Origin of the sequence: Xanthomonas sp. MLO165, assembly GCF_018831305.1 — a bacterium.
Lineage (GTDB): Bacteria > Pseudomonadota > Gammaproteobacteria > Xanthomonadales > Xanthomonadaceae > Xanthomonas > Xanthomonas arboricola.
Map to the genome: position 1 here is coordinate 4,250,579 of NZ_CP029263.1, position 25,617 is coordinate 4,276,195.

At 65.9% G+C, this 25,617-nt stretch carries 24 protein-coding genes, 1 other RNA gene and 1 pseudogene; 10 read left to right on the plus strand and 16 right to left on the minus strand.

Annotation, left to right across the window (positions count from 1 at the left end; all coding sequences use genetic code 11):
- Nucleotides 1-125 precede the first annotated feature (125 nt).
- Nucleotides 126-3,266 (plus strand): efflux RND transporter permease subunit, encoded by a 3,141-nt coding sequence (locus DGN21_RS17815; protein ID WP_104555117.1) that lies wholly within the window; start codon nucleotides 126-128, stop codon nucleotides 3,264-3,266.
- Between the two features lie 490 nt (nucleotides 3,267-3,756).
- Here the strand turns inward: DGN21_RS17815 and DGN21_RS17820 are convergent, their stop codons facing one another.
- The 12 genes and pseudogenes from DGN21_RS17820 to DGN21_RS20240 form a co-directional block, all read right to left on the minus strand.
- Nucleotides 3,757-5,124 carry a VOC family protein gene (locus DGN21_RS17820; protein WP_126966511.1) on the minus strand — a complete coding sequence of 456 codons (1,368 nt, stop codon included), beginning with the start codon at nucleotides 5,122-5,124 and terminating at the stop codon, nucleotides 3,757-3,759.
- A gap of 356 nt (nucleotides 5,125-5,480) precedes the next feature.
- Nucleotides 5,481-5,606 (minus strand): annotated as a pseudogene (locus tag DGN21_RS17825) (beta-ketoacyl-[acyl-carrier-protein] synthase II); the annotation flags it as partial.
- Nucleotides 5,594-5,671, minus strand: a non-coding RNA gene (locus DGN21_RS17830) — sX9 sRNA. The gene DGN21_RS17830 and the pseudogene DGN21_RS17825, both read right to left, overlap by 13 nt.
- A 59-nt stretch (nucleotides 5,672-5,730) precedes the next feature.
- Nucleotides 5,731-6,342, minus strand: coding sequence for a hypothetical protein (locus DGN21_RS17835; protein ID WP_126966510.1), 612 nt, complete (start codon nucleotides 6,340-6,342; stop codon nucleotides 5,731-5,733).
- 160 nt (nucleotides 6,343-6,502) lie between these two features.
- Nucleotides 6,503-7,090: a hypothetical protein gene (locus DGN21_RS17840; protein WP_126966509.1), complete on the minus strand. Its 588-nt coding sequence runs from the start codon at nucleotides 7,088-7,090 to the stop codon at nucleotides 6,503-6,505.
- A gap of 112 nt (nucleotides 7,091-7,202) precedes the next feature.
- Nucleotides 7,203-7,961, minus strand: a complete 759-nt coding sequence (locus tag DGN21_RS17845) for an HAD family hydrolase (RefSeq protein WP_126966508.1) — start codon at nucleotides 7,959-7,961, stop codon at nucleotides 7,203-7,205.
- Between the two features lie 37 nt (nucleotides 7,962-7,998).
- Nucleotides 7,999-8,403, minus strand: a complete 405-nt coding sequence (locus tag DGN21_RS17850) for an EF-hand domain-containing protein (protein WP_024938868.1) — start codon at nucleotides 8,401-8,403, stop codon at nucleotides 7,999-8,001.
- Nucleotides 8,404-8,688: 285 nt separating this feature from the next.
- Entirely contained in the window at nucleotides 8,689-9,051 is a 363-nt protein-coding gene (locus DGN21_RS17855; protein ID WP_065033001.1) for an EF-hand domain-containing protein, read from the minus strand.
- 224 nt (nucleotides 9,052-9,275) lie between these two features.
- Nucleotides 9,276-9,653: a hypothetical protein gene (locus DGN21_RS17860; RefSeq protein ID WP_024938866.1), complete on the minus strand. Its 378-nt coding sequence runs from the start codon at nucleotides 9,651-9,653 to the stop codon at nucleotides 9,276-9,278.
- Nucleotides 9,654-9,790: 137 nt separating this feature from the next.
- Nucleotides 9,791-9,988: a CPXCG motif-containing cysteine-rich protein gene (locus DGN21_RS17865; RefSeq protein ID WP_115511710.1), complete on the minus strand. Its 198-nt coding sequence runs from the start codon at nucleotides 9,986-9,988 to the stop codon at nucleotides 9,791-9,793.
- Between the two features lie 79 nt (nucleotides 9,989-10,067).
- Nucleotides 10,068-10,814, minus strand: a complete 747-nt coding sequence (locus DGN21_RS20235) for a M15 family metallopeptidase (RefSeq protein WP_237474966.1) — start codon at nucleotides 10,812-10,814, stop codon at nucleotides 10,068-10,070.
- Nucleotides 10,815-10,910: 96 nt separating this feature from the next.
- Nucleotides 10,911-11,717 (minus strand): N-acetylmuramoyl-L-alanine amidase, encoded by an 807-nt coding sequence (locus tag DGN21_RS20240; RefSeq protein WP_160955063.1) that lies wholly within the window; start codon nucleotides 11,715-11,717, stop codon nucleotides 10,911-10,913.
- Between the two features lie 301 nt (nucleotides 11,718-12,018).
- Here DGN21_RS20240 and DGN21_RS17875 point away from each other — a divergent pair, with 301 nt between their 5' ends.
- The 6 genes from DGN21_RS17875 to DGN21_RS17900 all read left to right on the plus strand — a co-directional run bounded on the left by DGN21_RS17875 (nucleotide 12,019) and on the right by DGN21_RS17900 (nucleotide 18,189).
- On the plus strand, nucleotides 12,019-13,431 hold the full coding sequence (locus tag DGN21_RS17875) for an SH3 domain-containing protein (protein WP_215825010.1): 1,413 nt from the start codon (nucleotides 12,019-12,021) through the stop codon (nucleotides 13,429-13,431).
- Entirely contained in the window at nucleotides 13,428-14,525 is a 1,098-nt protein-coding gene (locus DGN21_RS17880) for a dipeptide epimerase (RefSeq protein ID WP_104593652.1), read from the plus strand. Before DGN21_RS17875 ends, DGN21_RS17880 begins: the two co-directional genes overlap by 4 nt.
- A gap of 493 nt (nucleotides 14,526-15,018) precedes the next feature.
- On the plus strand, nucleotides 15,019-15,795 hold the full coding sequence (locus DGN21_RS17885) for a L,D-transpeptidase family protein (protein WP_126966505.1): 777 nt from the start codon (nucleotides 15,019-15,021) through the stop codon (nucleotides 15,793-15,795).
- Nucleotides 15,792-17,099: an APC family permease gene (locus tag DGN21_RS17890; RefSeq protein ID WP_024938862.1), complete on the plus strand. Its 1,308-nt coding sequence runs from the start codon at nucleotides 15,792-15,794 to the stop codon at nucleotides 17,097-17,099. Before DGN21_RS17885 ends, DGN21_RS17890 begins: the two co-directional genes overlap by 4 nt.
- Nucleotides 17,100-17,187: 88 nt before the next feature.
- Nucleotides 17,188-17,685 (plus strand): hypothetical protein, encoded by a 498-nt coding sequence (locus DGN21_RS17895; protein ID WP_016902823.1) that lies wholly within the window; start codon nucleotides 17,188-17,190, stop codon nucleotides 17,683-17,685.
- Between the two features lie 171 nt (nucleotides 17,686-17,856).
- Nucleotides 17,857-18,189 carry a hypothetical protein gene (locus DGN21_RS17900; RefSeq protein ID WP_102256994.1) on the plus strand — a complete coding sequence of 111 codons (333 nt, stop codon included), beginning with the start codon at nucleotides 17,857-17,859 and terminating at the stop codon, nucleotides 18,187-18,189.
- A 55-nt stretch (nucleotides 18,190-18,244) separates the two neighbouring features.
- Here the strand turns inward: DGN21_RS17900 and yiaA are convergent, their stop codons facing one another.
- Nucleotides 18,245-18,682, minus strand: coding sequence for an inner membrane protein YiaA (gene yiaA, locus DGN21_RS17905; protein WP_046344757.1), 438 nt, complete (start codon nucleotides 18,680-18,682; stop codon nucleotides 18,245-18,247).
- A 170-nt stretch (nucleotides 18,683-18,852) separates the two neighbouring features.
- On the opposite strand from yiaA, the gene DGN21_RS17910 reads away from it, so the two are divergent.
- On the plus strand, nucleotides 18,853-20,031 hold the full coding sequence (locus DGN21_RS17910; RefSeq protein WP_126966504.1) for a PQQ-dependent sugar dehydrogenase: 1,179 nt from the start codon (nucleotides 18,853-18,855) through the stop codon (nucleotides 20,029-20,031).
- 293 nt (nucleotides 20,032-20,324) lie between these two features.
- On the opposite strand, the gene DGN21_RS17915 is transcribed toward DGN21_RS17910, so the two are convergent.
- From DGN21_RS17915 to tsaD, 3 genes are all read right to left on the minus strand, one after another.
- The gene (locus DGN21_RS17915; RefSeq protein WP_024938858.1) at nucleotides 20,325-22,496 is read right to left on the minus strand and encodes a glycoside hydrolase family 3 N-terminal domain-containing protein; all 2,172 of its coding nucleotides are present in this window, start codon (nucleotides 22,494-22,496) and stop codon (nucleotides 20,325-20,327) included.
- A 232-nt stretch (nucleotides 22,497-22,728) separates the two neighbouring features.
- Complete coding sequence (gene folB, locus DGN21_RS17920; protein ID WP_126966503.1) at nucleotides 22,729-23,085, minus strand: dihydroneopterin aldolase; 357 nt, start codon at nucleotides 23,083-23,085, stop codon at nucleotides 22,729-22,731.
- 74 nt (nucleotides 23,086-23,159) lie between these two features.
- Nucleotides 23,160-24,224, minus strand: coding sequence for a tRNA (adenosine(37)-N6)-threonylcarbamoyltransferase complex transferase subunit TsaD (gene tsaD, locus DGN21_RS17925; protein ID WP_160955065.1), 1,065 nt, complete (start codon nucleotides 24,222-24,224; stop codon nucleotides 23,160-23,162).
- Nucleotides 24,225-24,504: 280 nt separating this feature from the next.
- On the opposite strand from tsaD, the gene rpsU reads away from it, so the two are divergent.
- Nucleotides 24,505-24,720 carry a 30S ribosomal protein S21 gene (gene rpsU / locus DGN21_RS17930; protein WP_002808376.1) on the plus strand — a complete coding sequence of 72 codons (216 nt, stop codon included), beginning with the start codon at nucleotides 24,505-24,507 and terminating at the stop codon, nucleotides 24,718-24,720.
- 253 nt (nucleotides 24,721-24,973) lie between these two features.
- Entirely contained in the window at nucleotides 24,974-25,420 is a 447-nt protein-coding gene (locus tag DGN21_RS17935; RefSeq protein ID WP_065032992.1) for a GatB/YqeY domain-containing protein, read from the plus strand.
- Nucleotides 25,421-25,617 lie beyond the last annotated feature (197 nt).

Consider the following 25,617-nt stretch of genomic DNA (forward strand, 5'->3'; position numbering starts at 1 on the left):
GGCGCAGCGATGGCTGATCGGATTACCGGACCGCGGCTTCGCCTGCGCGCAGGCGCGCTCGGGCGTGGCGCTGCCCCCGCTTGCCGAATCCCTAATCCCGATTCCCAAATCCCGGCACCACAGCCATGAACATCTCCGCGCCCTTCATCAAGCGCCCGATCGGCACCGCGCTGCTGGCGATCGGTTTGTTCGTGATCGGATTGATGTGCTATCTGCGGCTGGGCGTGGCGGCGTTGCCGAACATCCAGATTCCGGTGATCTTCGTGCACGCCACGCAGTCCGGCGCCGATGCCAGCACCATGGCCTCCACCGTCACCGCACCGCTGGAACGCCACCTGGGCCAGCTGCCCGGCATCGACCGCATGCGCTCCTCCAGTTCGGAGAGCAGCAGCCTGGTGGTGCTGGTGTTCCAGAGCAATCGCAACATCGATTCGGCCGCGCAGGATGTGCAGACGGCGATCAACTCCTCGCAATCGGACCTGCCGTCCGGGCTCGGCACGCCGATCTATTCGAAAGCCAATCCGAACGACGACCCGGTCATTGCCATCGCGCTGACCTCGGACACGCAATCGGCCGATGAGCTCTACAACGTTGCCGACTCGCTGCTGGCGCAACGGCTGCGCCAGATCACCGGCATCAGTTCGGTCGATATCGCCGGCGCCTCCACACCGGCGGTCCGCGTGGATGTGGATCTGCGCGCGCTCAACGCGCTGGGCCTGACCCCGGACGATCTGCGCAACGCGGTGCGCGCGGCCAACGTCACCTCGCCGACCGGATTCCTGTCCGACGGCAACACCACCATGGCGATCGTGGCCAACGATTCGGTATCCAAGGCCGCCGATTTCGCCCAGCTGGCGATCTCCACCCAGTCCAATGGCCGCATCGTGCGGCTGGGCGATGTGGCCACCGTCTACGACGGCCAGCAGGATGCCTATCAAGCGGCCTGGTTCGACGGCAAACCGGCGGTGGTGATGTACGCCTTCACCCGCGCCGGCGCCAACATCGTCGAAACCGTGGACCAGGTGAAGGCGCAGATTCCCGAGCTACGCGCCTACCTGCAGCCCGGCACCAAGCTGACGCCCTACTTCGACCGCACCCCGACCATCCGCGCCTCGCTGCACGAGGTGCAGGCCACGCTGCTGATCAGCCTGGCGATGGTGGTCCTGACCATGGCGCTGTTCCTGCGCCGCCTGGCGCCGACGCTGATCGCGGCGGTCACCGTGCCGCTGTCGCTGGCCGGCTCGGCGCTGGTGATGTACATGCTGGGCTTCACCTTGAACAACCTCAGCCTGCTGGCGCTGGTGATCGCCATTGGCTTTGTGGTCGACGATGCGATCGTGGTGATCGAAAACATCATGCGTCATCTGGACGAAGGCATGCCGCGTCTGGATGCCGCACTGGCCGGTGCGCGCGAGATCGGCTTCACCATCGTCTCGATCACCGCCTCGCTGGTGGCGGTGTTCATTCCGATGCTGTTTGCCAGCGGCATGATCGGCGCGTTCTTCCGCGAGTTCACCGTGACCCTGGTGGCGGCGATCGTGGTGTCGATGCTGGTGTCGCTGACCCTGACACCGGCGCTGTGCAGCCGCTTTCTGTCCGCACACACCGAACCGGAAAAACCTAGCCGTTTTGGCGCCTGGCTGGATCGCATGCACGAGCGCATGCTCGCGGTGTACACGGTGGCACTGGATTTCTCGCTGCGGCACGCCTTGCTGCTGTCGCTGACGCCGCTGCTGTTGATCGCCGCCACCGTCTTTCTCGGCGGCGCAGTCAAGAAGGGCTCGTTCCCGGCGCAGGACACCGGCCTGATCTGGGGCCGCGCCAATTCCAGCGCCACGGTGTCGTTTGCCGACATGGTCAGCCGCCAGCGCCGCATCACCGACATGCTGATGGCCGACCCGGCGGTGAAGACCGTCGGCGCGCGGCTGGGCTCCGGCCGGCAGGGTTCCAGCGCCTCGTTCAATATCGAATTGAAGAAGCGCGACGAAGGCCGCCGCGACACCACCGCGCAGGTGGTCGCACGCCTGAGCGCCAAGGCCGACCGTTACCCGGATCTGGATCTGCGCCTGCGCGCGATCCAGGACCTGCCCAGCGACGGCGGTGGCGGCACCAGCCAGGGTGCGCAGTACCGCGTTTCGCTGCAGGGCAACGACCTGGCGCAGCTGCAGGAATGGCTGCCCAAGCTGCAGGCGGCGTTGAAGAAGAATCCGCGCCTGCGCGATGTCGGCACCGACGTGGATACATCCGGCCTGCGCCAGAACATCATGATCGACCGCGCCAAGGCCGCGCGCCTGGGCATTTCGGTCGGTGCCATCGATGGCGCGCTGTATGGCGCCTTCGGCCAGCGCTCCATTTCCACCATCTATTCGGATCTCAACCAGTACAGCGTGGTGGTCAATGCACTGCCCTCGCAAACGGCAACGCCCAAGGCGCTGGACCAGGTCTTCGTGCCCAACCGCGCCGGCCTGATGGTGCCGATCACCTCCGTCGCCACCCAGGTGCCCGGGCTGGCGCCGCCGCAGATCGTCCACGAAAACCAGTACACCACGATGGATCTGAGCTACAACCTCGCACCGGGCGTGAGCACCGGCGAGGCGGACCTGATCATCAAGTCCACCGTGGAAGGCTTGCGCATGCCCGACGGCATCCGCCTCAGTGGCGATGACAGCTTCAACGTGCAACTCAGCCCCAACTCGATGGGCGTGTTGCTGCTGGCCGCGGTACTCACCGTCTACATCGTGCTCGGCATGCTCTACGAGAGCCTGATCCATCCGGTGACCATCCTGTCCACGCTGCCGGCCGCTGGCGTCGGCGCACTGCTGGCGTTGTTCCTCACCAACACCGAGTTGTCGGTGATTTCGATGATCGCGCTGGTGCTGCTGATCGGCATCGTCAAGAAGAACGCGATCATGATGATCGACTTCGCGCTGGTGGCGCAGCGCGTGCACGGCATGGATGCGCGCGCGGCCGCACGCGAGGCCTCGATCGTGCGCTTCCGCCCGATCATGATGACCACGATGGTGGCGATCCTGGCCGCGGTGCCGCTGGCGGTCGGCCTGGGCGAGGGCTCCGAACTGCGCCGCCCGCTGGGCATCGCGATGATCGGCGGGCTGATCTTCTCGCAGAGCCTGACCCTGCTCAGCACCCCGGCGCTGTACGTGATCTTCTCCTGCCTGAGCGAACGCTGGAAGGCGCGTCGCGCACGTGCGCGTGCACGCCGGGCAGAGCGCGCGGCGGCACGGCGCCCGGCGGCGTCGGCGCACTGAGGCGAAGCAGCACACGCGCCGGTCTGCACGGACCGGTGTGTGCCGGCTGGCATGGCGGTTGGCCGGCATCTCTCACCATCGCTTGCCGCTTGTTGGCATGACGTCGGGGCATCGCTGCTGGCAGCGTATTCAAACGCGGCACAGTGATGCGAGCTGCAAATGCGCGCTCGACTCACGCGGCTTCTGGCCAGAGCCCACGTGTTTGACCGCATCCAGACGACACTGCGACCGGAAGTTCGGCTGCCTTGACGTGTTGGACGGCAGGGATGGATCAGTTGTCGCGCGGCAGGGCTGCAGCTTGGTTGCAGGGCCCTTGCCCGCCTACCATCGCAGGACACGCCGCAAGTACGTCCGTGTAGGCGCTTACGCGGCATCCATGCCGCGTAAGGTCTCGCGACGATAGGCGGGCAATGACCTGTCGAGATGGTCGGTGTGCAAGATGCAAACCGTGCGTTACATGCGTTGTTCGGGCGACGGCGCGCCCTGACCGCTACACCAGCAACGCCTGCAGCGACGCCCGCTCCAGCTGCGCATACAACGCGCACTCATCCTGCACCTGCGCACCCAGCGCCTGTTCGAAACTGCGCTTGCTCGAATGGGCGGCATAGGCGCGTTGTTCGGCGCCACCGAGATTGGACTGGAAGATACCGGCCGCACTCACCGGCAGAAAATCTTCATAGATGATCGGATCGGCACTGAGCAGACCGAGCGCAATTGCGGTTTCTGCCGGCATTGCCGCCACCTGCGCGGGGTCGGCACGTCCGGCCTCGGTCAGCGCATAGCGGAAATAGCCCAGACCTTCCTGACGCAGCACGGCTTCGTCGTCGGGAAACGCCACGAACGCGGTCTGCAGCCGCGTGGCGTAATCGGTACCGGTGCTGCCCGCGCCATCGCTGTCGCGTGCCTGCGCCAGCAGCGCGTCGTACAGCGCGCGGCCCTTGGGCGTCAGCGCGAGCCCGCGTTGTTCGATCTCGCCGAAGCGCGCGGTGTGCGTGCCGTGCTCGGCCTGCCCGCTGTCGCCGACAAAGCGCACCGGCTCCTCCAGTGCCTTGAAGCTGGTCTGGCGCAGCAGGATCGGCACCTGCCGACGCGGCGGCCCCTCGATCACCGCCTTGGCATCGATGCCGGCGCGCTGCATCTGCGCCTGCGCCGCATCGATATCCAGCGTGCGTGGCGTCAGGTGGTTGATATGCGGCCCGTGGAAGCTCACCACGTCGGCGATCAGCTTGTGCGCCTCGCTCAGCGCGCGGTAGGTCGGCAGCGACACCGTGGCATCGCCATGCCAACGGAAGGTTTCCAGCGCTTCGTCCACGAACTGCTGCGCCTGCGCCGCCTCCAGCCCGCCGTGGCGCTCGTGCTGCTCGATCAGCTCCAGCGCGGCGGCGGTGAAGATCTGCCGCTGCTCCAGGATCTGCGCCGCCTGCGCCCGCAGCGCGGCGTCTTCGATCAGCTCCAGCCGCAGCAACGAGGTGAACACGCGGAACGGATTGACCGACAGCGCCGCCTCGTCGATCGGGCGGAACGCAGTGGAATGCACCGGCACACCGGCCACCGACAAATCGTAATAGCCCACCGGATGCATGCCCATCACCGCAAACAGCCGCCGCAACGTGGCCAGTTCCTGCGCCGTGCCGACCCGGATGGCACCGTGCCGTTCCAGATCCAGCCGCGCGCGTTCGTCGTTGCGTTGCAGGCGCGCGGCCAGGGCGGGATCGGCGCTCAGGGTGTCGGCGTTGACCTGCGCCACCAGCGTCATCAGGTCGCCGTACAACGGCACCTCGGCGCGATACATGTCCGACATCGCCTGCGCGAACAGGCTGCGGATGTGATCGGGAGAGACAAACACGGTATCGCGCATGGGCTGGTCTTGGCAGGGCCGGCCAACGCCGGCGTTGCGGCATTCTCGCCGACCGCGCCCTGCGGCGGCCAGCTGCACGGCAGCATGCCGGCGCCTGTGTTGGCGCGCAGACAGGAGCGTAGCCGGTTGGTCACCTCACGCCTCGCCACTGCGCGGGTTCCAACAAGGCGTAAAACGCATCAAGTGGCGGCTGGCGATCCTTGGCGAGCGGTCGTCCGCTGGATGCGGATGGTGGGAAAGCTCGGAACCGCAGCGCACGGCGTGGTCCATGTCGGTTTTAATGCCGGCTGCGCCCGTGTGGCCGGAAGCGCAGTCATCTTGTGGGTCGCTCCGAGGATGGCTAACAAGCGAGAGGGGCCGCCAGCCTCGTCCAGGCTCAGGCTGACCCGGCACGCATCGAACGGCTGGCACAGCTCCGGTGCCTCTACCTGCAGCGAGTTGACGCCGAATAGCACGCTGCCGCACCGGTAGCCGACACCACCTTGAGCCGGCAGCCGCCGGATGTGCGTGGGCGGCGCGCAGGAAACGCAGCGTACGAGTGGTACACGCCGGTTCCGAGCACGGCCGCACCCGCCTGGCGGCTACGCCGTCGGTTTGCCAGCCGTTCTAAAGCCCGGCCTGCGCCGCTGCCTCGGCCGCCTCGCTGGCCTGGCGCGCGGCTTCCAGCCGTTGCGCGTGATCGCCGAGCTGGCGGCGCAGCAGCGCGTCCAGCGTGATCGGACGTTCCCAGCGGTCGTAACTGGCGACGATGGCGTGCCGCAGCGCGCGCATATGCACGGTCTCCGGCGTGACCGACAGCCGCGCGATCACGCCCTCCCAGCCGTCATGATGGTCGCGGCTGTAGGCGCGCACGGTGTCGCGGCAGGACAACTGCAGCGTCTGCGCCCAGAAACAGGCGAAATAGATGTCGCCGGCGTGCCAGCCATGCACCTGCAACAACGCCTGCACATAGCCGCGCGGGGTGCCGGTGTAGCGCGCAACTTCGCCGATGAAGCTGTCCGGGTAGCGCTGTGCGTAGCTGCCCATGTCGGCCAGATGCTGATCCACCCAGGCATCGCCGGTGCCTGGCGTCACTGCCGGCGCAGCAGCCGGTGCCGCAGCGGCAGGCGCAGGCGACGTCTGCGCAACTGCCAGCATCGGCAGCAGCAGCGCGCTCAGCAGCGGCAGGGATCGCAACGGCGAGGTAAGCAGTGAAGGCATGCGCCGATGATGCCGCATGCCCGCGTCGCTGTCAGGCCGAGCGCTTGCGCCACCGACACAGGCGGCGCGCCGTCAGCGCGCCAGCCGTATGGGATGCCCCGAGTCGGAACGGATGCATGACGCCGGACCGCCACGAGCATTCGCATGTGTGGCGCGCACACAGCGGCGCCGGCCGCGCTCAGCGCAGATCGTAAAAGCCGCCGTAGTGCACTTCGCGGCAGCCGCTGAGATCGCAGGCACCCACATAGCCCGGGCCGATGTAACGCTGCCGCGCATCGCGATTGTGCGGGCTGCTGTAAGGGTCCGGGCCGTACAGACCATTGCCGTAATAGATCTGGCCGGAGGGGCGGTTGCGCGACGCGCCCAGCCGCAGCCCGGCGCCATACCCGAGGTATGCGCGGGCGTCGCCGCCGTATGGGCCGTAGCGCTCGCCCGAATATCCGTCGACAGCAAATACGCTGCTGCGCTCGTGCCGGTCCGGCCGGGTCTGCAAGGTCGCAATGCTCTGGCCCTGGGCATCCACATAGCCCTGCTCGCGGTCGAAGCGCACCATGCGGAAATACACCAGCTCTCCCGCGTCCCGACGCGTACGCAGGCGGACATAGTTGCCGCCATCGTCGTAGTAAGGCTGACCGTCGCGAAAGATCACTTCGCTCGGGTTGATGACTTCTTCTTCGAGCTCGGCAGCCGTCAGTGACGGCACGCCGCCTGACAGAGCCAGCAATACGGTCAGGCTGACACGGCAGGTAAACGACAACATGCGCATCGGTGATCCCTCCTAGTCGGCCAGGCATTCGCGCCTGACCGGAAACGTCCTGTTGCTGGGCGCCGCTGGTTGCGCCGGCAGATCCAGGTCGCGGCGCTGGCCGCGACGGAAGTCAGCTTAGCGCGTGCTGCCGGGCCACTGCATCCAGCGCATGCACTGCCGCCGGCCAGCCGGCAGCGTCGGGCACTTCGCGCATGCGTGGCTCGTCGGCGGCCACGCCATGCTCCTGCTCGTGCGCCCAGGTCACCGCGTACGGGGTGTAGATCCCCCAGCCGCCGATGGCCAGCACCGGCTCCACGTCCGAGCGCAAGGAATTGCCGATCATCACAAAGCGCTGCGCCGGCAGGTCGAACTCGCCCAACACGCGCGCATAGGTCTGGGGATCCTTCTCGGACACCACCTCCACGCGCGGAAACAGATCGGCCAGACCGGATTGCTCGATCTTCTGCTCCTGATGGGACAGGTCACCCTTGGTGATCAGCACCACCGCATAGTCGGCGGCAATTGCGCTGACCGCCTCACGCACGCCGGCAATCACCTCCACCGGATGCTGCAGCGTGGCGCGGCCGATCTCGACGATGCGCTGGATGTCGCGTGCGGCGATGCGCGCCTGCGTCAGTTCGATCGCCGTCTCGATCATCGACAGCGTCATGCCCTTGGCGCCATAGCCGAATACCTTGAGATTGCGCCGCTCCACCGCCAGCAGGTGCTGCTGCATGCGGCTGTCGCCCAGATCCAGGTAATCGGCCAGGATCGCTTCGAAATCCGCTTCGGCAGTGCGGTAATAGTCCTCGCTTTTCCAGAGGGTATCGTCGCCGTCGAAGCCGACCAGTTGGATCGCCTGGCCGTCGCGCTGTGCAGAAGAGGTCATCGCGCCAGTTTAGCAGCGCACTGGAGTGCTGCCGCGGTCAATCCCCCGCGGCGTCGCCTGGACCGGGCTGGTAGCTGGCGAATTCGTCGCGCGACAGGCGCCCATCACCATTGCTGTCGAAGCCGGCAAAATTCTCGCGCAGGACGGGGTCGGCGCCGGCTTCGGCCACCGTCAATGAGCCGTCGGCGTCGCTGTCCAGGCTGCGGAAGGTCCGTGGCGCCAACGTGCCGGCCTGCGGCGCCAGTGCGGCCTCCGCACCGCCTTTGGCAGCCGATGGCGCTGCAGCATCGACCGGAAGTAAGGGTGTTGTGGCAGGCGGTGGTGGGTCGATCGGCAACGGCGCCATTGTCGGTGTTGCCGGCCCTGTGGTGGAGGTCGCACGCGACGGGTTGGCTGGTGGCAACTCCGGCGGCGCCGCGAGCGCCCACAGTGGACTCGACAGGCCGACCAGCATGGCGATACGCAGCAGCATGAGAGTGTGCCGAAGGGACGAGCGGGCAATCTAGCGCGGTGCACGTAAAGAAAACGGGAGCGACCCTGGCAGATCGCTCCCGCGTGTCCATCCTGTTACGTGGTCATGCTGCTACTTGCCGATCACGGGCATCCACGAAGCGATGCCACGGATCAAACGACAACAACTGCTCAAATGACTGCAATTGCGAAAGCTGCCTCCTGATGTCGAAAAAACACGTCAGCAAACGAACTCACTACCTTGCTACCTACTACCTCAGTTGCCTTGCGACCCACTACCCGCTGCGCCGCCCTGCTGCTTGGCGACAAATGCCTTGTATTCGTCCGGGGTCAGCTTGCCGTTCTTGTCGGAATCGGCGTCATTGAAGATCTGCGCGAGCCCGGCATTGACCTGGGCCTCCTGTGTGCTGATGGCGCCGTCGCTGTCGGTGTCGACGCTCGCCCAGGTCTGGCCGCCGCCGGACTGCGCAGGCTGTGCCGCGCTCGTGGCAGAGCTTCCCGACTGGGCCGACGTCGCGGCGGCATCCTGCTGCGTGCTCTGCGCCATCGCCGGCAGCGCCAGGGCGGCGGCAAGAGCGGCAGCGGCGGCGAGCAGCGAGGTGCGATTGCGATTCTTCATTGGGTGGTCTCCTTGGCTTGGGAATGCGCGGTGTCGCCGCACATGGCCCCACCTTACCCAGCACGAATGAACGCAAAACCCGCCGCAATTTCGCGCAAAACATCCTCTTAACCACGCGTCGGACATTTGCGCCTAGCCATCTGTTAGACATCGGTGAGCCAAACAGAAGCAGCTCATTCAATGCATCGAAATATGCGAACCGCGCCCCATTTCATAACGTAAATTTACGCATTCGGTGCCTCGTCATCCCAGCTTCCGGAGCTGAACAGTTTCCAACCCAGCACCACACCGGCGATCGCCCCAGCCACTTCCAGGATCACCCGCGATCCCAATTCGTTGGGATCGTGGATCTTGGCCAATGCCAGGCGCGCGTACAGCGGCGACTCCAGCCGCACGATGCTGGTGTAGACGAGATTCCAGATGTCGTAGCCGCCGCCAATGGCGACCGCGAGCAGACAGGCAATACCCAGGGTGTGCCCATGGGTGAAGTGCACACGCCGGCCGATGTGCTCGACCCCAGCGAAGACCAGTACGCCCAGCACCAACGCGATCAGGCCAGCCTCCAGCGAACCGAGCAGACCGAAGTGCAGAGGCAGATTCATCGTGACGATCCAGGCAGCAGGCGCATCAGTCTAGCGGTTGCGGGTGATGGATCCCGGCCCAAGCAGCAAGCGCGAGCGCTTACGCGAACGCGGACCGGCCGGGCGCTACGAGTGCCCGATACTGCGGCACGCCGCGCTCACGCATCGTCCTGCCCGCGCGCACTCACCTGCGCCTCGCCTTCCTCATCCCATTGCACGCTGACCGAGATCGGCTTGCAGCACACCTGGCAATCTTCGATGTAGTGCTGGTCGCCGCCGGTCAGATCCAGCGCCAGGGTGATCCACTCCCCGCAATACGGGCAGGCGATATCGATAAAGCGTTCCGGGTCGGACATGGCAATTCCTTGCAGCGATTTGGGGTGATGCACAACATGGACAGGCCGGTGGCCGAGTCACCGCCTGCGGCGCGGTTGCTCAGTTGACCGGCACATCGAACGCGGTATCCGGCATCGGCTCAGGGCGGAAGGTGAAATGCCACCACTCCATCGGATAGTTGGCAAATCCCTCCGCCGCCATGGCACGCAACAGCTGCTGGCGGTGGGCACGCTGAGCGGGGCTGATGTCGCGCGCATCGGTATGCGCACGCGCATCGAAGAAATCGAAGTCGGTGCCCATCGCCACCGGCTGGCATGGGCCCTGCCGGCAATCGAGCAGGCCCAGGTCCAGCGTTGCGCCACGGCTATGCCCCGAAGTCTCGGCAATGTAGTCGCCCAACAGCGCGCGCTTGTCCACACGCGGGTAGTACTGCGCCTTGGTCGACTGATCCTGCAGATCCGCAGCCCAGGCCACGAACGCCTGCACCGCCCGCACCGGCCGGTAGCAGTCGAACACCTGCAGTCGATATCCCTGGGACTTGAGGGACCGCGCCACCCGTGCCAGCGCCTCCGCCGCCGGACGCAGCAAATAGCACGTGGGCGCCTCATACCCCGGCACCACACGCCCGGTGAAGTTGTTGCTGCCCGCATAACGCATGTCCACCGCGATCTCGGGCGCAAGGCCGTGCACATTGACCAGACCGGCTTGTGCGGCGGTTGTTGCCGAAGAGACATGCACCTCGGCAGCTGCGGCAACCAACGGCACCACCACGATCGACAGCAGTGCCTGACATACCGCTCCCCGAACCCGCCGACGCAATGTCCGCACCGACCTGATTTGCCTCATCGTTTTTTCCCTTGTAATCAATGGGGACATTGCACATCAGGCATCACGCCCGAATCGGTCGCCAGGATGGCGCTGGCGAACGCGACCACGATGCACTTATGAGCCTTCGCTCTCAAGCTGCTTGGCAGTAACTGGCACGCTGAGTGGTCGCAGCGGCCCGGTCAACGCATGCAGGATGCGCAAATCCTCGGCATCCAGCGTGCGGGCGTCGCTGCCGCGGTAGTGATGATGAAATGCCTGCAGCGTCGCAGCGGGATCGTCGAGGCTGTAGCCGAGCAGGGCCAGCGCCTGCCAGGGATCGAAGCCTGCCGGCGCGGCGGGGGCATCGGCGGCAGGCCAGCGGCCGAAGCCGGCGTCGGCCAGGCGCTTCCACGGAAACAGCGGGCCGGGATCGTTCTTGCGGGTCGGGGCCACGTCTTCATGCCCGACGATCTGCGTGCGCGGAATGCGCAGGCGGGTGCACAGGTCGTCCAGCAGCACCAGCAGGCTGTCGATCTGGGCGGGCGCGAACGGCTCGCTGCCGTCGTTGTCCAGTTCGATGCCGATCGAGGCGGAATTGATGTCGGTGATGGTGCCCCAGCGCCCGGCGCCGCCATGCCAGGCGCGCTGGTCGTCGCTGACCAGTTGATAGCGCGCGCCATCCTCGCCGATCAGATAGTGCGCACTGACCCGGCCGCCGCTATTGCGCCCGCGCAGCGTGCCCAGGCTCTGCGGCACCGATTGCTGGTCGGTGAAGTGCAGCACGATCAGGATCGGCCGCCGCGCGTCGTAGTTGGGCGAGGGCACCCACTGGGCCAGCGGGTTGCGCTGCGGCGCATGCGCGCACGCCCCCAGTGACAGCACCACCAGGCACAGCGCGGCACGGAGCCAGGGCAATGGCGACAGCGTGGGAGCAGATGACACCGGATTCTCCTGGCAAAACGGCAAGGGCTTGCGCTGTACCAGCACCCTGATGGGCCGCGCAGGCGATGTACCCATTATCTGCCGTGCGAACGATGGCATGCAGCATGCGGCTGCGGCCAGTGGCAGACAGACTGCGAGTGTGCAGAGACCGACAGACCTTGCAGCGCCGCTGCGCCATGCGACACGTACCCGTGATAATGCGCATGCGTACACTAAAGGCCGGCGCAGGTCCGCGCGCCTGCGGTCGTGATTCCCTGTAAAAAGCCTCGCCAGTCGCTGTATCCCATCAAGAGCCCTCTTCATGCCACTGTCGCGCCGCCTGCTGACGTTGTTGCTGCTGGTCATCGGACTGTCCTGGGATGCCGCTGCGGCAACGCCTGCCAACCCGATATCGCACACGGCACCGTTTGCGGCCAGCGATGCGCAGCTGACCGCCGACTACTGGATCCAGCGCACTGACAACGCGCAGACGCTGCGTATGACTGCCGCACAGATCGCCGGCTTCAATGCGCGTTTGCTGCGTGACGATGGCTCCATGCACGACCTGTCGCCGCTGGCCGAGGTGCTGCCAGCGGCCGAGGTGCGCGCGCGCATCGAAGCGTTGTCGGCCATGCCGACGCGTGCGCTGTACGACAGCGAGGGTCGCAGCATCGATGCCTCCCGCCTTGCGACGCTCCGCCACGCCCTGGCACTGGATGCACTGCCTGCGCAGGTCACGCCACGATTCGCACTGGTGGTGCAGCGCGCGGCACTGCGCACCTTCCCCACCGCGCAACGCGTGTTCAGCACTACCGACGACCACGATATCGACCGCTTCCAGGAATCGGCGCTCTACCCCGGCACGCCGGTGGCGGTGCTGCACACCAGCGCCGATGGTGCATGGCACTTTGTGCTGGCAGCCAACTATGCGGCCTGGATCGCTGCCGACCGGATTGCCGTGGGCACGCGTGAGGAAGTGCTGGACTATGCACAACGCCGCCCACGACTGGTGGTCACCGGCGCACGCGTGCAAAGCGCCTACACCCCGGAGGTACCCGCCATCTCCGCACTGGCGCTGGACATGGGCACCAGCGTGCCACTGCTTGGCGACTGGCCGCCGCAGCAGCCGGTCAACGGGCAGTTGCCGCAGGCCGCCCATGTCGTGCAGTTACCGCTGCGCAACAGCGAGGGTCGCTTGCAGCTGGTGCCGGCACTGATCCCGCGCGGTGCCGACGTGCGCGAGGGCCCGTTGCCGGCCACGCATGCAGCGTTGTTGCAGCAGGCGTTCAAATTTCTCGGCGAACGCTATGGCTGGGGCAACGATTACGATGCGCGCGACTGCAGCGGTTTCGTGCTGGATGTGTATCGCAGCCTGGGCATCGCATTGCCGCGCAATACCGGCGATCAGGCACGCAGCCCTGCGCTGCTGGGCGTTCCGTTCCAGGCGCAGGCCGCACTGCCGCAGCGCCTGCAACAACTTGCCCGGCTGCAGGTCGGCGACCTGATCTACATCCCTGGTCATGTGATGCTGGTGATCGGACACGAGCGCGGTGCGCCATGGGTGATCCATGACGTGGCCGGCGCCAATTACCGCGACGCAGCCGGCAACGTGCAGCGCGCGCGCTTGAACGGTGTGTCGGTGACGCCGCTGCTGCCCTTGCTCGCCAGCGACGGCACACCATTCATCGACCACATCACCCGCATCCAACGCATCGCACCGATTGGCTCTCCATGAAGATCACCGGCTTCCGCCTCGGCATGCTGCGCGTGCCATTGAAGACCCCGTTCAAGACAGCAGTGCGTACCGTGCAGGCGATCGAGGATGTGGTGGTGCTGCTGCAGACCGACAGCGGCCACATCGGCTATGGCGCAGCGCCGGCCACCGCCCCGATCACCGGCGATACGCACGGCTCCATCATCGCTGCGATCCAGCATTGCATCGGGCCGACGTTGATCGGCCAGGACGTGGCCGATCTCAACCGGCTATGCGCGCTGGTGCAACACGCGCTGGAGCGCAACACCAGTGCCAAGGCGGCGGTGGAGATCGCGCTCTACGACCTCTGGGCGCAGGCCCTGGGCACCCCGCTCTACCGGGCGCTCGGCGGTGGCATGCCGCGCATCACCACCGACATCACCATCAGCGTCGATAGCATCGACGTGATGGTGGCGCAGGCGCAATCCGCGCTTGCGCGCGGCTATCGGTCACTGAAGATCAAGGTCGGCAAGGACAGCGGCTCGGACCTCGAGCGGATCACCGCGATACATGCCGCTGTCGCTGGCCGCGCATCGCTGCGCCTGGATGCCAACCAGGGCTGGACGCCCAAACAGGCAGTACGCACCATGCGTACGCTGGAACACACCGGCATCGTGATGGAACTGGTGGAGCAGCCGGTCAAGGCCGCGGACATCGACGGGCTGGCGTTTGTCACCGCGCGGATCGACACGCCGGTGATGGCAGACGAAAGCGTGTTCTCGCCGGTCCAGGTGATCGACCTCATCCAGCGCCGTGCCGCCGATATCGTCAACATCAAACTGATGAAGACCGGCGGGCTATCCAACGCAATCCGCATTGCCGATATCGCTGGCCTGTACGGCGTGCCCTGCATGATCGGCTGCATGATCGAATCCAGCATCAGCGTGGCTGCTGCAGTGCATCTGGCGGTGGCCAAGGCCGGCAGCATCACCCTGGCGGATCTGGATGCGCCCGCGCTCGGGCAGTTCGATCCTACCGAGGGCGGCGTGCACTTCGACGATGCCCAGATCCATATCGACGACTCGCCCGGCCTGGGCATCCGCCGCATCCACGGGCTGGAGCTCCTGCCGGCTTAAAACGTCAGTAGGGTCTCCAGGCCGCATTGGTCCAGGCGCGATGCCTCACCACTTCTGCACACGCAGTCACCCCGACAGCGAACGTCGTGCATTGCTTGCACCATGCACACCGATCATCTCGACAGGTCCTTGCCCGCTCACGGTCGCGGGGACCTTACGCGGCATGGATGCCGCGTAAGCGCCTACAAGGATGTACTTGCGGCGTGTCCTGCGATGGTGGGCGGGCAAGGGCCCTGCAACCATGCCCCAGATCAGCCGCTCTGCAGCCAGCCAGCCACAGAGGCCAACTCTCCCAGAACAACAAAACACACTCGAAGCCCGGCCAAGCAGTCGCACAAACCAGGCGCGCGCATGCGACACACGGCCACATTGCTGAGTACAGTAGCGACATGATGGTGTGCCCAACGCGGCACCAAAGCAGCGTACTGTCTCCGTCAACCATGTATCGCCCCCAGACTCGTCCCCCGCTCGACCCATTCCCCCCGGAGCCTGCATGCGCCTTGCCACCTTGTTTCGATCCGCTGTGCTGTTGGCGCTGGCGAGCTGCGGCAGCGTTGCCGTCGCTGCCGGGCCGATCGATGCCCTGAATCAAGCGCGCGCATTGATCGTGGTGACCACGCCGGACTGGGACAGCACCCAGGCGCGCCTGCAGACATTCACCCGTGTGGACGGTCACTGGCAACCGGCAGCACCGGGCTTCGCGGTCGCGCTCGGGCGGCATGGCAGTGCCTGGGGCGATGGCCTGCATCCGGCGCAGGCGCAAGGCCCGCAGAAGCGCGAAGGCGACGGCCGCAGCCCGGCCGGTGTATTCGCGATCGGCCCGGCCTTCGGCTATGCCCAGCAGATCGACAGCGCCATGCCATACCAGGCGATGCGCGCCACCCACTACTGCATGGATGTGCCGAGTTCGCCGCTGTACAACCGCATCGTCGATGCCGCGCAGGTCGGTGAGGCCGCAGTGGCCGGGTCGACCGAACCGATGCGCCTGGACCTGCAACATCCCGGCGATGCGCGTTACAGCGAGGGCTTCGTGATCGCCCACAATCCTGACGCGGTTCCCGGGCGCGGCAGCTGCATCTTCGCGCACCTGTGGCGCACGCCGGGCCAGTTCACCGCCGGCTGCACCGCGATGGCGCCGGCCGATATGCAACGCCTGCTGGCCTGGTTGAAGCCAGACGACAAACCGCTGTTCGTGCTGTTGCCACGTGCCGAATATGCACGCCTGCAAGCCCACTGGCAGTTGCCCGAATTGAAGGAGGCGGCACGATGACCACCCCGGCTCCTGCACCCGATTCCACTGGCCTGGTCCGCGTGGTCAGCCGCTGGCAGATCGTCGGCTTGTCGATCAACGATGTCATCGGCAGCGGCATCTATCTGCTGCCCGCGGCCACCGCGGCACTGCTGGGGCCGATGAGCCTGTGGGCGGTGATGCTGGCCGGTCTGGCGGTGGCGTTGCTGGTGTTGTGCTACGCGCAGGCGGCCAGCTATTTCGACACGCCGGGCGGCAGTTACCTGTACACGCGTGAGGCGTTCGGCCCGTTTGTCGGCTTTCAGATCGGCTGGATGATCTGGCTCACGCGCATCAGTTCGGCAGCGGCATTGAGCAACGGCCTGGCCGATGCGGTGGCGCGGTTCTGGCCGACCGTGGCGACCGATCACTGGGCACGCTTGCTGGTGGTCGTCGGTTCCCTGGGTCTGCTCACCGCCATCAACGTGATCGGCGTGAAATCGGCTGCGCGTACCGGCATCGCGCTGGTGATCGGCAAGCTGGTGCCGTTGCTGCTGTTCGTGGCCATCGGTCTGTTCTACGTGGACTGGTCGTGGGCCTTTGCCGGCACCACGCCGGATCTGCGCGACCTGGGCAATCTGGGCGAAGCGGCCTTGCTGCTGCTGTTTGCCTATGCAGGCTTTGAAAACATTCCTGCGGCCGCTGGCGAATACCGCAACCCACGCCGCGACGTGCCGTTTGCGCTGATCACCATGATCGTCACCGTCACCTTGATCTACGCCGCGGTCCAGGTCGTCGCGCAGGGCACGCTGCCCAATCTTGCCGCCTCGCCCACGCCATTGGCCGATGCCGCAAGCCGTTTCGGTGGCGAAGCGCTGGCGCTGATCCTCACCGTGGGTGCCACCATTTCCATTCTCGGCACCACCAGCAATACGGTCATGCTCGGGCCGCGGTTTCTGTTCGCGCTGGCACAGGATGGCTACGGCCCCGCATTCCTGGCACGTGTGCATCCGCGCTTCCACACCCCGGCTGCGGCGGTGCTGACCCAGGGCGTGCTGTCGCTGGCGCTGGCGGTGTCCGGCTCGTTTACGCAGCTGGCATTGCTGTCGATGGTCACGCGGCTGTTTGCCTACATCGGCACTGCTGCGGCAGTGATCGTGCTGGCGCGTCGCTACCGGCAACGCACCGACACCTTGCGCCTGCCTGGCGGACCGGCCATTCCCATCGCAGCGCTGCTGCTGTCGCTGGGCCTGCTGGCCAGCGCCAGCTGGCAGAACCTGGCGGCCGCCGGGGTGGCATTGCTGGTGGGCTGGCTGATTTACCTGTTTCCGCGCAAGTCTGCTTAGCGGTTTTCGCAGGACGCTCGCACAATGATCACGCACGACTAACCGTGCCCGTCCAACGCTGCAGTTCTCACCTGCATGGGAGCTTGCGATGAAACTGCGCCGTGTCTACAGCACGCCCGATATCGAAAGTGCGCAACGCGTCATGCAGGCCGCACGCAGCGCCGGCATCGACAACGATGCGCTGTCCTTGATTGCCCGTTCGGATATCGAGCTGGAAGGTATTCCCGATGAACGCAAGGATGCCAAGACGGATTTTCTCCCTGCTGCCGCGCGCGGCGCCGCCACCGGGGGCGCTGCGGGCTTGGTCGCCGGACTGGTTGCCATCGCCGTGCCTCCGATCGGCCTCACCATCGCCGGCGCCGGCGTCATGGCACTGGCAGGTGCCCTGGTCGGCACCTGGTCGTCTGCACTGATCGGCGCCACCGTCCCCGATCCGGTCCGCCGCCAATTCGAGGACGAAATCCAGGCAGGGCGCGTCCTGGTCATCATCGACGCCGACGAGCCCTCGCTGCAGCATGCCGAAGCCAGCCTGCGTGCCGCCGGTGCCACGCCACTACCATACGAAGCTGCATCGGCAGCGACGTGACGCGCGCCGACCACCGGCTGAATCGTTGGGCGCGGCGCACCGTGTCGCGCAAGGGCGCGCCAGAGAGCGTCACCAAGTGCAGCATGCCTTGATGCCCTCCTCACCTGTCCTGGCAACGGATTTAACACCTGCCCGCCTAGGTTAGGGCGCACATTCAACACGGAGACGAGCATGAACGTGCCGTATCAGATTCCGGGCCGCGCACCGGACGAAGACCGCAGCCAGAACGTGTCCAATTATTGGCGCGAGCGCTTCACCGAAGAACCGTATTACACCGAAGGTGACCGCTACGAAGATTACGAGGGCGCCTATCTCGCAGGACACCAAGCGCGCATCCGCGAAAACGCCCGCGCCTACGATCAGGTGGAAGCGGAATTGCACCGCGAGTGGGAAGCCAACCGAGGTACCGATGGCCTGAGCTGGAGCAAGGCCCGTCACGCCGTCAAGCGTGCCTGGGAAAATGCAACAGACTTCGTGACTGGCGACAACAAGTCCAAGCCCTGAAGACAGCAACGCCACCGTCGAGGTGGCGTTGTTGTATCAATCTGTCTGTAGTGCATCAGTCCAGCGGCGGCGGTACTGCGCGTGAGTAATGCGATGCGTTGGCGACATCCATCGCATCGCGGGTGTTCTTTTGCACCGCAACTGCGCCGAACAGGCTCAATGCGTAGGCCATCGCGTAGAAACCTTTCTCGCTCAGCAATAAAGTCGCGTTGATCAAGCCGATTGCCAGTAGCAGCAGCGCGATGACCAGCGAAAACCAACAGATCGCGTAGTACAGGCCCGTCACCGGAATTCCATCTGCGCGGTCACGCACACTCTTCTGCAACGACACCGATGCGAACAGGCCAAACAACAGCAGCGTGAAGTAATAGCCTTTTTCGTTGAGCATCATCTGCGCGTTCCACAGCCCGACCAGGTAGGCAATGCCGCCCAGCAGCAATGCAGCCCAGGATGCGGCGATAAAAGCAGGTGACGTTTTTTGCGTGGCAGCCATGGAAACTCCTTTTCATGGTGAAGCGGTAATGTGGGACGCACACGTCTCACAAAGAAAGTGATCTACGACAAGGCGGCCTTGAAGGCGTCGTGTAAGGTACTTTAAAACCCGACGCAGGACACGTTGCGGGAGGGCTGCAACGTCACTGCGCCCATTCCCTGGAGGACCTCATGTCTGTCCGACGTCTGCTTGCCCTGGCCTGCTCGGCCAGCTTGTTCACCGCCGCCACCGCATGTGCCGCGCCTGCCGTCGCGCCGGCGGCCGCCATTCCCAAGGCGCAGTGGCCGTTCCAGGCCACCACCGTTGCCGATTTCGACGAACCCTGGGCAATGACCTTCCTGCCTGACGGCAGCCTGTTGGTCAGCGAAAAACGTGGCGCATTGATGCGGCTGGACCTGAAGACCAACCGCAAGAGCGCCATTACCGGCATTCCGGCGGTGGCGTACGGCGGACAGGGCGGTTTTGGCGATGTCCTGGCGCATCCGCGCTTTGCCAAAAATGGCCTGGTCTATGTCAGCTACGCCGAACCGGGACAGGGCGATACACGCGGCGCAGCGGTGGCACGCGCCAAGCTCACGCTGGATGCCAGCGGCAGCGGCACGCTGTCGGACCTGAAGGTGATCTGGCGCCAGGATCCCAAGGTCACCGGCAACGGCCACTTCGGCCACCGGCTCGCGTTCGGGCCGGACGGCAAGCTGTGGATCAGTTCCAGCGAACGCCAGAAGTTCACCCCCGCCCAGGACATGCAAGCCAATCTCGGCAAGCTGATCCGTCTCAACGATGACGGCAGCGTGCCGGCCGACAACCCGTTCGCTGCGCAGGGCGGCGTTGCCGCGCAGGTGTGGTCGCTGGGTCACCGCAATATTCTCGGCCTGGCCTTTGACGGCAAGGGGCGCCTGTGGGAACACGAGATGGGCCCGCTCGGCGGCGATGAGTTGAACCTGATCCAGCGCGGCGCCAACTACGGTTACCCGATCGTCTCCAACGGCGACAACTACGACGGCACCCCGATCCCGGATCACAACACCCGCCCAGAATTTGCCGCGCCCAAGATCAGCTGGACACCGGTGATCTCGCCAGCCGGCTTTGTGATCTACAGCGGCAAGCAGTTCCCGGCGTGGCGCGGCAACGGCTTTATCGGCGGCTTGTCGTCGATGTCGCTGGTGCAGGTCTCGCTCGGCGATCAGCCGCGCGAGGTGGCCCGCTACGACATGGGCGCGCGCATTCGCGAAGTGGAACAGGGTCCGGACGGCGCGCTGTGGTTGCTGGAAGACGAAGCCAGCGGCAGCACCGGGCGCCTGCTCAAGCTGACGCCCAAGAGCAAGGCAGCAGTCGAGAACGAGGCATAACTCCGCAAGATCGCGCCCAGGGGAGTCGTGCCACCGCCACGCGTCGAATGCGTGCTGGCGGTGGCCACGATTTTCGCGGCGAAGCCGCGTTCGATCCGGTGCGGTGCATGGCGCGACACGCGCAGATGCGAGCAACCCCGTGGTCCCACATCGACCAGGCACGCGCCTACATCTTCTCTGACCCGATGACGGCGCGCCCTTGGGCCACGTCCGCCACCGTCATCTCAAATTCCGCGTAGCAGCCGCACTCCGCTGCGTATCGCGTGAGTGCGCCCTACCACGCCTGCGGGTGTTTAGGCCTCCAGCAACTCGAACGTCACCGCCTCGCCACTCTTGGCCGAGGCGCACACCCACACATCGAACACGCCCGGCTCGGCGCCAAACACATTCTTGTGGTTGGTAAAGGCCAGTGCGTCACGGGTCAGGGTGAACACCACGTCCGTACTTTCGCCAGGCTGCAACAACACCTTGCGGAAACCCTTGAGTTCGCGCACCGGGCGCACCCGGCTGGCCACGCGATCGTGCACATATAGCTGCACCACTTCTTCGCCGGCCACGCGACCGGTATTGGTGACGCGCGTGGTGATGGTCAGGGTCTGGTCCCAGCCCAGCTGCGCACTGCTCAGCTGCGGCTGCGCATACGCAAAGGTGGTGTAGCTCAAGCCGTGGCCAAACGGATACAACGGCTCGTTGGGCATCTCGCGCCAGCGCGCCTTGTACTCGGACAGCGTCGGCAGTTCAGGGCGGCCGGTGCGCAGATGGTTGTAGAAATACGGCTGTTGCCCGGTCACCTGCGGAAAGCTGATCGGCAGACGCGCGGAGGGGTTGTAGTCGCCGAACAACACGTCGGCCACGCCGGTACCGGTCTGCGTGCCCAGGTACCAGGTCACTGCGATCGCATCGGCATCGCGCACCGCACCGCTCAGGGCCAGCGCGCGGCCATTGCGCAGCAGCACCACCATCGGCGTGCCGGTGGCGGCGATGGCTTCGGCCAATGCCTGCTGCGCCGGCGGCAACACGATCTCGGTGCGCGACTGCGCTTCGCCACTGAAGCGCTGCGGCTCGCCCAGCGCCAGCACCACCACGTCGGCGGCCTGCGCCGCATCGATGGCGGCGGAAATACCGCCCGGGAGCGCGTCTTCCAGGCCACAGCCCGGCACCACCGTCAGATGCTCGCTGTCGACCACCGCGCGCACACCCTGCTCCAGGGTCACGTAGCGCTGCTTGTCGCCGAACAGTGTCCAGCACCCCTCGATGTTCTCGCGGTCCTGCACGAACGGCCCGATCAACGCGATGTGCTGCCCGCTTTTCTTCAGCGGCAACACCTCGCCCTGGTTCTTCAACAACACGATCGAACGCCGCGCCGCATCGCGCGACAACGCATCGTGCGCGGGCAGATGCGCGGTGTCGGCTTCGCGTGCCGGATCCAGCGAACGGTACGGGTTGTCGAACAACCCGATCGCCTCCTTGAGCTGCAGCATGCGGCGCACGCTGGCATCCAGCGTGGCCATCGGCACCTCGCCGCTTTCCACCAGCGACGGCAGATGCGCGGCATAGAAGCCGCTCTGCATGCTCAGATCCAGGCCGGCCAGGAACGCCTTCTTGGTCGCATCGCGCTCATCGGCGGCATAGCCGTGCGCAATCAATTCCATGTCGGCGGTGTAGTCGGAAATCACCACGCCGGGGAACTGCCATTCGCCGCGCAGGATCTCGGTCAGCAATTCGTGGTTGGCACTGGCCGGCACGCCGTTGATGTCGTTGAACGAAGACATCACGGTCAGTGCGCCGGCATCGAAGGCGGCCTTGAACGGCGGCAGGTGCACATCGCGCAGCGTCTGCGGCGCGATGTCCACGGTGTTGTATTCCATGCCCGCAGCCACGGCGCCGTAGGCGGCGAAGTGCTTGGGCGTGGCCAGCAGGCAATCGTCGGCCTTCAGATCGCTGCCCTGGAAGCCGCGTACGCGGGCGGCGGCAAACGCCGCGCCCAGCACCACGTCTTCGCCGGCGCCTTCCGCGCCACGGCCCCAGCGCTGATCGCGCGCGATATCCACGGCCGGTGCGTAGGTCCAGTGCAGGCCGGCGGCGGTCGCCTCGATCGCGGTGGCGCGCGCGGTGCGCTCGGCCAGCTCGGGCTCGAAGCTGGCCGCCTCGCCCAGCGGGATCGGGAACACCGTGCGCATGCCGTGGATCACGTCCGCCGCCAGGATCACCGGGATGCCCAGGCGGCTTTCTTCCACCGCCACCTTCTGGATCTGCACGCCCAGCGCGGCGCCGACGCCATTGAACAACGAGCCGACCCGGCCTGCGCGCACCTGCTGCAGCACCTCGTCGGCGTTGAGCACATTGGCTTCGGGATTCACGTCCGGCGCGAACGGCCGCACCATGTCGGCGAACACACCCAACTGTCCGACCTTCTCTTCGACGGTCATCTGGGCAATCAGGGTTTCGATACGATCAGCAGCCATGAGATCCTTGAGAAAACGTTTACATGGCCGTCAATTCTAGCCTGAGGCGACCGCGAGGGGGCAAGTGCCGGGATTTGGAATTCGGGATTCGGGATTTGTCGGGTCCGGTTGAACCGCGCCTTGGGGCTGGGGATCGTTGGCGTGGTCGTAGATCTCGGTCCGGTGCCACCTAGGTTTTCCGGGGCGCGGCCAAGGATCGGAGCTCGCTGAGCGAGCCCGCGGCCGGTGGCCGTCAGCGGGCCCGCTCGCGCTCGATGATCACTCCCACCGCCTGCGCGCCGCGCACCGCACCGGGCTTGCTCAGCTTCAACCGCAGCCAGTGCACGCCGAACTCGTCCAGCACGATCGCCGCGCAGCGCTCGGCCAGGGTCTCCACCAACCCGAAGTCCGAGGCCTGCACGAATTCGATCAGCCGCTTGCTCACCGCCTTGTAGTTCAGGGTATCGGCGATGTCGTCGCTGGTGGCCGGAATGCGGTTGTCGAAGCCCATCTCCAGATCGAACCGCAGCGTCTGGCGGATGCGCCGCTCCCAGTCGTAGATGCCGATCAGCGCATCGATTTCCAGGCCTTCGATAAAAACTTTGTCCATTGGGAGCCGTGATTAGGGATTCGGGAGTGGGGATTGGCAAGAGCGCGACAGACAGCAGGTAGAGGGACTAGCTTCTACGAATCTCCAATCCCCACTCCCGAATCCCGCGCCGCCGCCAGCGGCGGCAGCGCAGCCATATCCCAACGCGGCGTCACATGCACTGCCGCGTCGGCGCGCTCGCCGGCCTCCAGCCGCAGCGCGCCGGCGAAGGCGATCATCGCGCCGTTATCGGTGCACAGGGCCGGCCGCGGGAAGCACACCCGGCCGCCGCGCCGCTGCGCCGCGTCCTGCAGGCGTGCGCGCAGGCGCTTGTTGGCGCCCACGCCGCCGGCCACCACCAGGGTGTTGCAGTCGGCCGCATCCAGCGCGCGCAGGCATTTGATCGCCAGCGTCTCCACCACCGCATCCTCGAACCCGCGCGCGATGTCCGCCCGCGTGGTGTCGGACTGGTCGCTGCCGCGCCAGGCCAGCAGCACCTGGGTCTTGAGCCCGCTGAAACTGAAATCCAGCCCGGGCCGGTCGGTCATCGGCCGCGCGAACTTGTAGCGCCCCGGAGTGCCGGTTTCAGCCAGCGCCGCCAGTTGCGGCCCGCCCGGATACGGCAGGCCCATCATCTTGGCGGTCTTGTCGAAAGCCTCGCCGGCCGCATCGTCCAGCGTCTCGCCAAGCACCTCGTACTCGCCCAGCGCCTTCACCGATACCAGCTGGGTGTGGCCGCCGGAGACCAGCAGCGCCACGAACGGCGGCTGCGGCGGGTCGTCTTCCATCAGCGGCGCCAGCAGATGGCCTTCCATGTGATGCACGCCGATCGCCGGCACATCCAGCGCCCAGGCCAGCGACCGCGCCACACCGGCACCAACAAGGAGTGCGCCGACCAGGCCCGGGCCGGCGGTATAGGCCACCCCATCGAGTTCGTCGATCCGCAATCCGGCCTCGTCCAGGGTCTGGCGGATCAGCGGCAGCAGCTTGCGCACATGGTCGCGACTGGCCAGCTCCGGCACCACGCCGCCGTATTCGGCATGCAGCGCGATCTGGCTGTAGACCGCGTGGGCCCGCAGCGCCGGCACGCCCGACAGTGCGGTGTCGTAGACCGCCACGCCGGTCTCATCGCACGATGATTCGATCCCAAGAACTTTCACGGCAACTCGGCAGGCAGGGACATGCGGGCTATTTTCGCAGCTTTTACCCTGCGCAGATCGGCCAGGGGCGATCTGCTGCGCGGCCATGTCATCGCCACCGGATCACCCGCAAGCGCAGGCTTTATCAGGCTTGCTCGCGCAGATGCTGCAGGGGGCTTGCAGGTCGTTGGCAAGTCGTTATAATGCGCGGCTCGCCGGGGCAACCCGGAAATTCCGTCACGCGAGTCCGCTCGCACCCGCCCGGGGCTCCCGGACGGAAATCCCATTATCTGGAGAACCCATGCCCAGCGTTAAAGTCCGCGAGAACGAGCCCTTCGAATTTGCGCTCCGTCGTTTCAAGCGCACCTGCGAAAAGGCCGGCGTGCTGGCCGAAACCCGCAAGCGCGAGTTCTATGAAAAGCCGACCCAGGAGCGCAAGCGTAAGGCTGCCGCTGCTGTGAAGCGTCAGTTGCGTCGTTCCTCGCGCGACGTCACCAAGCGCCAGCGCTTGTACTGATCGAACGCGGTTCCTTGCCGACGGGCATGCGCTGAAGGCGCGGCCCATCGGAGTGGAACCCAAGAGCCGGCACGCGCAAGCGTCGCCGGCTTTTTGTATTGGTCCGATGCCAGGCGACCGCTGCGTTCTGCGCTGCAGAGCCGGCCGGCGTCGCTGCCATGACCCGCGCCTGTCAGGCCGACTTCCTGCCGATGCACTGCGCCCGTCGTGGCGCATCGGCACATCTGCAACACGCACTCCCAGGAGTTACACCATGCCCCTCAAGCAACAGCTCACCGATGACATGAAAGCCGCCATGAAGTCCGGCGACAAGCACAGCCTGGGCGTGATCCGGCTGATCAATGCCGCGATCAAGCAGAAGGAAGTGGACGAGCGCGTCGAGATGGACGATGCCGCCGTGATCGCCGTGCTCGACAAGATGGTCAAGCAGCGCAAGGACTCGGTCACCCAGTACGAAGCTGCCGCACGCGACGACCTGGCGCAGGTCGAGCGCGAGGAGATCGTGGTGATCGAGCGCTACCTGCCGGCCAAGATGGGCGAAGCAGAGATCGTCGCCGCCATCCAGGCAGCCATCGCGCAGACCGGTGCCAGCAGCCCGGCCGACATCGGCAAGCTGATGGGCGCACTCAAGCCCAAGCTGGCCGGTCAGGCCGACATGGGCCTGGTCTCGACGCTGGTCAAGCAGCATCTGGCAGGCTGAGTCTTCGCCTGCACAGTGCCCTGTGCCCGATGGCCAGGGCACTGCAGCGAGCCGCCCGAGTGCGGCTGGCTGCAGCGCCGTTTCAATATCAGCACACGCGCAACATCCAGCGCCCGCTTTCACCCGCTCTTTGAACATGCCCTGTTAGAACACCTTCGCCAGCACAGGTCCGGGTGAAGCATTCCGCATGCCGGCTT

Coding starts and splice junctions, on each gene's coding strand:
- DGN21_RS17815 (WP_104555117.1), top strand. CDS start 126: ATGAACATCTCCGCGCCCTTCATCAAGCGCCCGATCGGCACCGCGCTG.
- DGN21_RS17820 (WP_126966511.1), bottom strand. CDS start 5,124: ATGCGCGATACCGTGTTTGTCTCTCCCGATCACATCCGCAGCCTGTTC.
- DGN21_RS17835 (WP_126966510.1), bottom strand. CDS start 6,342: ATGCGGCATCATCGGCGCATGCCTTCACTGCTTACCTCGCCGTTGCGA.
- DGN21_RS17840 (WP_126966509.1), bottom strand. CDS start 7,090: ATGCGCATGTTGTCGTTTACCTGCCGTGTCAGCCTGACCGTATTGCTG.
- DGN21_RS17845 (WP_126966508.1), bottom strand. CDS start 7,961: ATGACCTCTTCTGCACAGCGCGACGGCCAGGCGATCCAACTGGTCGGC.
- DGN21_RS17855 (WP_065033001.1), bottom strand. CDS start 9,051: ATGAAGAATCGCAATCGCACCTCGCTGCTCGCCGCCGCTGCCGCTCTT.
- DGN21_RS17860 (WP_024938866.1), bottom strand. CDS start 9,653: ATGAATCTGCCTCTGCACTTCGGTCTGCTCGGTTCGCTGGAGGCTGGC.
- DGN21_RS17865 (WP_115511710.1), bottom strand. CDS start 9,988: ATGTCCGACCCGGAACGCTTTATCGATATCGCCTGCCCGTATTGCGGG.
- DGN21_RS20235 (WP_237474966.1), bottom strand. CDS start 10,814: ATGAGGCAAATCAGGTCGGTGCGGACATTGCGTCGGCGGGTTCGGGGA.
- DGN21_RS17875 (WP_215825010.1), top strand. CDS start 12,019: ATGCCACTGTCGCGCCGCCTGCTGACGTTGTTGCTGCTGGTCATCGGA.
- DGN21_RS17880 (WP_104593652.1), top strand. CDS start 13,428: ATGAAGATCACCGGCTTCCGCCTCGGCATGCTGCGCGTGCCATTGAAG.
- DGN21_RS17885 (WP_126966505.1), top strand. CDS start 15,019: ATGCGCCTTGCCACCTTGTTTCGATCCGCTGTGCTGTTGGCGCTGGCG.
- DGN21_RS17890 (WP_024938862.1), top strand. CDS start 15,792: ATGACCACCCCGGCTCCTGCACCCGATTCCACTGGCCTGGTCCGCGTG.
- DGN21_RS17895 (WP_016902823.1), top strand. CDS start 17,188: ATGAAACTGCGCCGTGTCTACAGCACGCCCGATATCGAAAGTGCGCAA.
- DGN21_RS17900 (WP_102256994.1), top strand. CDS start 17,857: ATGAACGTGCCGTATCAGATTCCGGGCCGCGCACCGGACGAAGACCGC.
- yiaA (WP_046344757.1), bottom strand. CDS start 18,682: ATGGCTGCCACGCAAAAAACGTCACCTGCTTTTATCGCCGCATCCTGG.
- DGN21_RS17910 (WP_126966504.1), top strand. CDS start 18,853: ATGTCTGTCCGACGTCTGCTTGCCCTGGCCTGCTCGGCCAGCTTGTTC.
- DGN21_RS17915 (WP_024938858.1), bottom strand. CDS start 22,496: ATGGCTGCTGATCGTATCGAAACCCTGATTGCCCAGATGACCGTCGAA.
- folB (WP_126966503.1), bottom strand. CDS start 23,085: ATGGACAAAGTTTTTATCGAAGGCCTGGAAATCGATGCGCTGATCGGC.
- rpsU (WP_002808376.1), top strand. CDS start 24,505: ATGCCCAGCGTTAAAGTCCGCGAGAACGAGCCCTTCGAATTTGCGCTC.
- DGN21_RS17935 (WP_065032992.1), top strand. CDS start 24,974: ATGCCCCTCAAGCAACAGCTCACCGATGACATGAAAGCCGCCATGAAG.